This is a genomic window from Sphingobium sp., from assembly GCF_033795625.1.
Lineage (GTDB): Bacteria > Pseudomonadota > Alphaproteobacteria > Sphingomonadales > Sphingomonadaceae > Sphingobium.
The window spans coordinates 77,414-85,252 of the sequence record NZ_JARYGI010000015.1 but is presented as its reverse complement, the minus strand read 5'-3'; the positions used below and the strand labels follow the sequence as shown (position 1 = coordinate 85,252).

The window sequence follows — 7,839 nt, the reverse complement described above, 5'->3', positions numbered from 1 at the left end:
TTGGGCCATCGTACACGAACTTACCCATCAATGGTGGGGCAACCTGATCACATGCGAAACCCTCAAGGACTTCTGGCTGAACGAGGGCATCACGACATTCATGACGGCCGCATGGAAGCAGCATCGCTACGGTCGCGCCGCGTATGAAGCCGAACTCAATGAAGCCAGAAGCCGGTTTGAAAAGGCGCGAGCGATGGGTTTTGACAAGCCGCTGGCTTGGAACGGCACCTACCCGACATTGGGCGTCCGACGCGCGATCCAATACAGCAAGGGCGCGCTGTTCATGGCGCAGCTCCGGGTCACGCTCGGCGATGCCGCGTTCTGGTCTGGCCTGCGCCGCTACACCCGTGACCATGCGGGCGGCACGGTCACCAGCATAGACCTAAAGCGGGCGATGGAGGAAGCGAGCGGCCGGGACTTGCGTCCGCTGTTCGCCGAATGGGTGTTCGGCGAGGGCCTTTCGGAAGGGCAGTCGCAATAGCTTGGCCGTGATGACATTTACCGCTGACAGAACCATGCCAATTAGCTCTGACATCCACACCTGTAAGACTGTCGAAACGCGCGAGGCGCTCGAATTTCGTGGCGAGCTGGGATTTCTCCCTCTCGCCTTGCAAGGCCTTCACTATGGCCCGATAGATGCTGGCGCTGAACTCTCCGAAAGATGCCATGAGCAGGATCAGCACCACCGCCAGGACCCGGTATTCCAGGCCCCCGTGTATCCACAGCCCGGCGACGGCTGGCAAAATGGCTAAGACGTTTCGCGTTACGGACGCCCGCAGGCACGCTGCAGTGCGCATGACAACCGCACCGGCATGACTCACTGCCAACGTCACCGCAAGGATGTGGAGCGCCCCATTGGACACCTGAGTGACCGTTGCAAAGGCGAGCAGCCCTATCAAGCAAGTATAGAGAGTGGTCAGGACCTCCGACGTGATATCCCTGAAGCGAGATCGTTCGGGTGCAGAGCTTCGCGACCATCTTTGATCGACATAGCTCTCTATTATCCGGCCCGTCGCCAGCGTGGTTATGCCGAAAGCCAGAAGCTGGATATTGTGGTCATCAGCTCTCATGGCGACAAGAGAGCTTACCGTCGCACCGCTCAAAGAACCCAAGACAAGAGAGATCGGCGAGGCATACAAAGCGTCGGCAGCATTCCGCTTCAGGTCGGCGTCAGCGCCTCCCTCACGTCTCCACGCTTTCCAAACCTGTCCGATGCCCTTCAAGATGCAGATCTCCCGTCAGCACCGTGATGCACTCATCGCTGTTATGAACCCGTTAATGGTGCGGCCGTCACGGCAATAAAAGCGAGGAATCCCCATAGGAATAGAAGCGGTACCCCTGCTCGATCGCATGGGCATAGGCCGCCTGCATACGTTCACGGCCCATCAGCGCGCTCACCAGCATGAACAATGTCGACTTGGGCAGATGGAAATTGGTCATCAGCCCGTCGATGGCGCGAAAGCGGTAGCCGGGCGTGATGAATATGCGCGTTTCCCCCGCAAAGGCACGGATGATCCCTTGCTCATCGGCGGCGCTTTCCAGCAGGCGCAGGCTTGTCGTGCCGACAGCAATGATGCGTCCGCCCGTTGCACGTATGGCATTGAGGCGTTCTGCAGCACCCTCCTCTATCCGGCCCCATTCCGCATGCATCCGGTGATCGGCAGTGTCATCGGCTTTGACCGGCAGGAACGTACCCGCGCCGACATGCAGCGTGAGCGTCTGCGTCAGGATACCGCGAGCCGCCAGTGCATCCAGCAGGCCGGGCGTAAAATGCAATGCCGCGGTGGGCGCTGCAACCGCGCCGTCTTCGCGCGCGAACATCGTCTGATAGTCTTCCCGGTCCTTTTCATCGGTGGGGCGCTTTGCGGCGATATACGGGGGAAGCGGCATGCGCCCTGCCCGTTCCAGAAGCAGTTCAACCGGCTCGCTGCCTTCGAACGACAGGGATATCGCACCTTCGTCATCACGGGGGCCGGCGAGAGCCGTTACGCCCATGCCGAAATCGATACGGTCGCCCGCACGGACTCGCTTGGCATTGCGCACGAAGGCCTGCCAAGTGCGCAGGTCCAGGCGCTTGTGCAGGGTCGCGCCGATCCTGGCGTTGCCGCGGGTACCTTCGAGTTGGGCCGGAATGACTCGCGTATCGTTGAACACCAGACAATCTCCGGCTCTGAGCAGAGACGGAAGATCCGACACGGCGCGGTCCGCCAGCCCTGCCTCGCCGTCCAGCACCAGTATTCGCGCGGCGTCGCGGGGTACGGCGGGGCGCAATGCAATGCGCTCCGGCGGCAGGGCAAAGTCGAACAGGTCCACGCGCATCGATATTCACTCCACCCTTCCTGGCAGGAGAGTGGGCCGATCTTACTTCCTGATCGGTGCGTTCAGTTCGGCGGCCGTCGGGACTTGCGGCGCTGCTGGCGGCAGCATAGCGGGACGGGCTTTGCCGTCGCTCTCGATCGACGCCTGAACAATGGTCGAGGGATTGGCGGGAGGCTCGCCCTGCGCGATACTGTCGACATATTGCATGCCTTCGATTACGCGGCCGAAGACCGTGTACTTCTTGTCCAGCTGCATCCGCGGCAGGAACAGGATGAAGAACTGGCTGTTGGCGCTGTCCTCGCTCGCGGCGCGCGCCATCGATACCGTACCCCTAAGATGCGGCATCAGGTTGAACTCGGCCTTCAGGTCCGGCAGGCTCGATCCGCCAGTACCGTCCCCCTTGGGATCGCCGCCTTGCGCCATGAAGCCGGGGATGACCCGGTGGAACTTGAGGCCGTTGTAGAAGCCCTGCCGGGTCAGCGTCTTGATGCGCTCGACATGCGCAGGTGCAAGATCGGGGCGCAGCTGTATCCTCACGCGCCCGCCCGTCGACAGATCGAGGTCCCATACATTGTCGGCTTCGACGGGTACGACAGCCGCAGGGATCTTCAATTGGGCGTCCTGCTCAAGCTTCTTCGCATTATCCGCCGCAATGGCCGCGGACTCGGCTTTTTTCAGCTCGTCTGCCCGGCCGCCCCCGCCCTGCGCCATTGCCGGTGCGGCCATCACAGCCGCAAGCGTCACTGCGCCCGCAACGCACGCCGTTTTAAAACCCTTGAACAACGCCATGATCGTCTTGTCTCCAGCGGGAAGGCCTAGATGGCCAACCCTGCGGTTAGGAATGATGATATGAATGGACAATGAGCAAATTTGCTCATGAATCCTTTCTTCCGAGGCGCTCTACGCGCTGAGCGACTTCCTCGCAAACCTTGGGCCCCACGAATTTGTGGATAGGGCCACCGAACAGCGCGATCTCCTTGACGAGGCGGCTTGCGATCGGCTGCAGGGAGACATCCGCCATCAGGAAAACCGTCTCTATGCCTGCATTGATCTGCTGGTTCATGCCCGCCATCTGATACTCATATTCGAAGTCCGCAACGGCGCGCAGGCCGCGGATGATGACGCTCGCGCCTTCCCGCTCCGCGAAAGTCATGAGGAGCGCGTTGAACGGCACCACATGGATTTCCGTGTCTATGGCTGCGCACTCGCGCTTCACCATTTCCATGCGCTCATCCAAGGTGAACATGGGAGACTTGCTCGGATTGGTGGTGACGCCGATCACCAGCCGGTCGACCAGCTTCGCGCCGCGCCGGATTATATCCATATGCCCCAGCGTGATCGGATCGAAAGTCCCTGGATAGACTCCGACCCGCACTGCGCCCACCTCGCTCATCGATCTCTCTCCACGACATAATCGGCAATCGCACGCAGCAGGTCCGCTTCGGCGCCATAGCTGCGCAAATGCGCTTTGGCCTGATCCACGAGCATCGATGCCTGTTCCCGCGCGCGCTCGACGCCCAGCAGCGATACGAAAGTTTCCTTGCCCGCCGCCGCATCCTTGCCCACTGCCTTGCCAGCAAGTTCCGCATTGCCTTCGACATCGAGAAGATCGTCCGCAATCTGAAATGCCAGCCCGATGTCGTGAGCATAGCCGCGCAAGCTGCCACGTCCCTCCGGCGGCACCCTTCCGAGGATAGCGCCCGCCTCCACGCAAAAGCCGATCAGCGCGCCGGTCTTCAATTGCTGGAGCCGCGTGACCGATTGAATGTCGAAGCCGGATTTACTGGCTTCCAGGTCCATCATCTGGCCCCCGGCCATGCCGGATGGCCCGCTGGATACGGCAAGCGCCCGCACCAGATCGCACCGCACGAACGGATCGGCATATGTCAGGGGGTCCACCAGAACCTCGAACGCGAGATCGTGCAGGCAATCGCCGGTCAGGATCGCAGTGGCCTCGTCGAAGGCCTTGTGAACGGTGGCCTTGCCCCGCCGCAGGTCGTCGTCGTCCATCGCGGGCAAGTCGTCGTGAACGAGCGAATAGACATGAATGCACTCGACGGCCAGGCCAACCCGAACCAGCGAGTCGAAAGACACGTTGAACAGATTGCCAGTGGCGTAGACCAGCAAAGGCCGCATCCGCTTGCCTCCACCGATCGTCGCGTGGCGCATGGCTTCATACAATCGGAGCCGCGCATCCGCAGGCAAGGGCAGAAGCTGATCGAACGCGGCGTCGATGGCTTGCGCGATCTCAGCCGCCGCATGCTGGAGCGTATCGCGACTGATGCCCCCTGCCCTCATCGCTTCGTCCTGCAATTCTTGATCAACTGGCGTCGAAGGGCTGCGCCCCGGTAACGGTCCCGGCCGGGTCGCTGGTCAATCTCTGTATCTTCGCTTCCGCATCGGCCAACCGTCGCGTGCATTGCGCGCGGAGGGCCTCCCCACGCGTGTACAGCATGATCGATTCTTCCAGCGGGGCGTCGCCGCTTTCCAGCTTGCGTACGATAGCTTCAAGCTCGCGCAATGCGTCCTCGAAAGACAGGGCAGTTACGCTGGCGCTGCCCTCGGCGCTTTCAGGTGCATGTGACTCCATGGCCGGGAGCATTGACGAGGGCAGGCGGTACGGTCAAGTGCGGCCGACGCGAGAGCGACAACAAGACGCCTCGCGGGCTTGCGGCGTTCGATAAAAAGCGCCCACCAACTTCAACGAATGGCGCCTGCCGCTCCGCAACATGGCAACAGAAAATAATCTTATTTTTGCGTTGACGCTTTATGGTGCATCTGCACATAGGAGGTCCCGTCATGAACCATCATATCCCCCTCCTCGCCGCCGCTGCATTGCTCTCCCTCTCGGCCTGCAGCAAGTCCGAACCCGAAGTCGTGGGCGGCCCTGCCGACCCCATGGCTGAACAAGTCGCCAATGCCGGGCCGATCGAGCTTCCGCCTGCCGTCAAGGCGAGCAAGCAGTATCGTTGCAAGGACAACAGCCTGATATTCGTGGACTTCCTGTCCGACGACAAGACGGCCAACCTTCGCCTGGAAAAGAATGGCACGCCCACCAAGCTGGTGGCGGCGGAAGCCGGCGGCGCCCTGAAGGCGGAAGGCGGCTACGAAGTCAGCGGCAGCGGCAGCCCCGTAACGATCACTGTGCCCGGCAAGGGCGCGCAGAGCTGCAAAGCCTAACCAAAATTACTGCACAAGCGAATTTCCGGGGCTGGACATGCAAATGTCCGGCCCTTTCCTTTGCCAAGCTCCCGGATGATGCCGTGAAGACGGAAACTCTCATGGCCCCGTTGCCCTGAGCCCCCTGCCCCGCTAAACGCGCGCTCATGTCCACAACTCTCCCCGCCATCACCCCTCAGATCGTCGCCGAGCACGGCCTGAACGAAGAGGAATATGCCCGCGTCCTGAACGCGCTCGGCCGCGAGCCGAATATCACCGAACTGGGCATCTTCTCGGTGATGTGGTCGGAACATTGCAGCTACAAATCGAGCCGCATCCACCTCAAGAAGCTCCCTACCGAGGCGCCTTGGGTCATCTGCGGTCCGGGTGAAAATGCCGGCGTCATCGATATCGGCGAGGGTCCGAACGGAACGAAGCTTGCCGCCATCTTCAAGATGGAAAGCCACAATCACCCTTCCTACATAGAACCCTATCAGGGCGCCGCGACGGGCGTAGGCGGCATCCTGCGCGATGTGTTCACCATGGGCGCGCGCCCGGTGGCCAACATGAACGCGCTGCGTTTCGGGCGGCCGGACCATCCCCGGATGCGTCACCTGATCAGCGGCGTGGTCAGCGGCATCGGCGGCTATGGCAATTGCGTCGGCGTCCCTACTGTTGGTGGCGAAGTCAATTTTCACCCGGCCTATGACGGCAACATCCTGGTCAACGCCATGACCGTCGGCATCGCCGAGCAGGACAAGATCTTCTATTCCGCGGCCTCCGGCGTCGGCAATCCCATCGTTTATGTGGGCTCGAAGACGGGCCGCGACGGCATCCATGGCGCGACCATGGCGAGCGCAGACTTCGGAGAGGACTCCGATGCCAAGCGCCCGACCGTGCAAGTCGGCGATCCCTTCACCGAGAAGCTGTTGATCGAAGCCTGCCTCGAACTGATGGCCTCGGACGCCATCGTCGCGATTCAGGATATGGGCGCGGCGGGCCTGACCTCGTCGTCTGTGGAAATGGCGTCCAAGGGCGGCGTCGGCCTCCTGCTCGACATGGACAAAGTGCCGCAGCGCGAAACCGGCATGACCGCCTATGAGATGATGCTGTCCGAATCGCAGGAACGCATGCTGATGGTCCTGAAGCCAGGGCGCGAGGCAGAGGCAGAGGCGATCTTCCACAAGTGGGAACTGGACTTTGCCGTCATCGGAGAAGTCACCGACACCGGCCGCATGGTGCTGACACATCATGGCGAGACGGTGTGCGACATCCCGCTTGCGCCGTTGGCCGACGACGCGCCGCTATATGATCGTCCCCATGTGCCGACGCCCAAGCCCGCGCCGCTGACGAATGTCCCTGCCAGCAGCGACCTCGGCGCGGACCTGGTCAAACTGATGGGCTCGCCTGATATTGCCTCGCGCCGCTGGATCTGGGAACAATACGACCACATGGTCGGCGCCGATACGCTCCAGCGTCCGGGGGGAGATGCCGCCGTGGTGCGTATCCATGGCACGAATCGCGCCCTCGCGATCAGCACCGACTGCACCCCGCGCTATTGCTATGCCGACCCGTTCGAAGGCGGCAAGCAGGCGATTGCCGAATGCTACCGCAATATCAGTGCGGTGGGCGCGACGCCGTTGGCCGTCACAAATTGCCTCAACTTCGCCAATCCGCAGCGGCCAGAGATCATGGGCCAGTTCGTCGGCTGCCTGGATGGCATGGGCGAGGCGTGCCGCGCTCTCGATTTCCCGATAGTCAGCGGCAACGTGTCGCTCTACAACGAGAGCAAGGCGACGGGCGGCGGCAGCGCGATCCTGCCCACGCCAGCCATCGGCGGCGTCGGCGTGCTGGACGATATCGACAGCATGGCGACCGTCGCCTTCAAGAGCGAAGGCGAAGCGATCTTCGTCATCGGCAGCAATAACGGGCATCTTGGCCAGTCGCTCTGGCTTCGCGAATTGCATGGCCGTGAAGAGGGTCCAGCCCCATCCGTCGATCTGGCCAAGGAAAAGGCGCATGCGGCATTCGTCCGCGACCTGATCGCTCAGGGCAAGGTGACGGCTGTGCATGACATATCGGACGGCGGTCTGCTGGTCGCCATCGCTGAAATGGCGCTGGCAGGTGGGATCGGCGCGACGCTGGAGGAAATCGGGGACCACTTCACGGCGTTCGGGGAAGATCAGGCTCGCTATGTCGTAACGAGCGCGGTGGCTGACACGATCCAGGCGGCGGGCATTCCGATGACACGCATCGGCACGACCGGCGGCGACACGCTGGTGCTGCATGGCAAGCCCATTGCCCTTGCGGACCTCCGCGCCGCGCATGAAGGTTTCTTCCCCGCCCTGATGGACGGCTGAC

The 7,839-nt window shown here is 62.0% G+C and carries 9 protein-coding genes; 4 read left to right on the top strand and 5 right to left on the bottom strand.

Annotated elements, in window-relative coordinates; genetic code table 11:
• Both QHC67_RS09875 and QHC67_RS09870 read left to right on the top strand, forming a co-directional pair.
• A partial coding sequence (locus QHC67_RS09875) for a M1 family aminopeptidase (RefSeq protein WP_319293792.1) occupies positions 1 to 481 on the top strand: 481 nt, incomplete at its 5' end.
• A 499-nt stretch (positions 482 to 980) separates the two neighbouring features.
• Positions 981 to 1,250 carry a hypothetical protein gene (locus QHC67_RS09870; protein ID WP_319293790.1) on the top strand — a complete coding sequence of 90 codons (270 nt, stop codon included), beginning with the start codon at positions 981 to 983 and terminating at the stop codon, positions 1,248 to 1,250.
• A gap of 40 nt (positions 1,251 to 1,290) precedes the next feature.
• On the opposite strand, the gene queA is transcribed toward QHC67_RS09870, so the two are convergent.
• From queA to QHC67_RS09845, 5 genes are all read right to left on the bottom strand, one after another.
• Complete coding sequence (gene queA / locus QHC67_RS09865; RefSeq protein ID WP_319293788.1) at positions 1,291 to 2,319, bottom strand: tRNA preQ1(34) S-adenosylmethionine ribosyltransferase-isomerase QueA; 1,029 nt, start codon at positions 2,317 to 2,319, stop codon at positions 1,291 to 1,293.
• Between the two features lie 42 nt (positions 2,320 to 2,361).
• A complete protein-coding gene (locus tag QHC67_RS09860) occupies positions 2,362 to 3,108 on the bottom strand; it encodes a peptidylprolyl isomerase (protein ID WP_413818520.1) in 747 nt (248 codons plus the stop codon).
• An 85-nt stretch (positions 3,109 to 3,193) separates the two neighbouring features.
• Positions 3,194 to 3,712, bottom strand: a complete 519-nt coding sequence (gene coaD / locus QHC67_RS09855; RefSeq protein WP_413818519.1) for a pantetheine-phosphate adenylyltransferase — start codon at positions 3,710 to 3,712, stop codon at positions 3,194 to 3,196.
• The gene (locus tag QHC67_RS09850) at positions 3,709 to 4,617 is read right to left on the bottom strand and encodes a farnesyl diphosphate synthase (protein WP_319293786.1); all 909 of its coding nucleotides are present in this window, start codon (positions 4,615 to 4,617) and stop codon (positions 3,709 to 3,711) included. Before QHC67_RS09850 ends, coaD begins: the two co-directional genes overlap by 4 nt.
• Before the next feature lie 22 nt (positions 4,618 to 4,639).
• Entirely contained in the window at positions 4,640 to 4,909 is a 270-nt protein-coding gene (locus QHC67_RS09845) for an exodeoxyribonuclease VII small subunit (RefSeq protein ID WP_319293784.1), read from the bottom strand.
• 209 nt (positions 4,910 to 5,118) lie between these two features.
• Between QHC67_RS09845 and QHC67_RS09840 the strand changes: the two genes are divergently transcribed.
• Together QHC67_RS09840 and purL are read left to right on the top strand one after the other, a co-directional pair.
• A complete protein-coding gene (locus QHC67_RS09840; RefSeq protein WP_319293782.1) occupies positions 5,119 to 5,499 on the top strand; it encodes a hypothetical protein in 381 nt (126 codons plus the stop codon).
• A gap of 146 nt (positions 5,500 to 5,645) precedes the next feature.
• Positions 5,646 to 7,838: a phosphoribosylformylglycinamidine synthase subunit PurL gene (gene purL, locus QHC67_RS09835; RefSeq protein ID WP_319293780.1), complete on the top strand. Its 2,193-nt coding sequence runs from the start codon at positions 5,646 to 5,648 to the stop codon at positions 7,836 to 7,838.
• Position 7,839 lies beyond the last annotated feature (1 nt).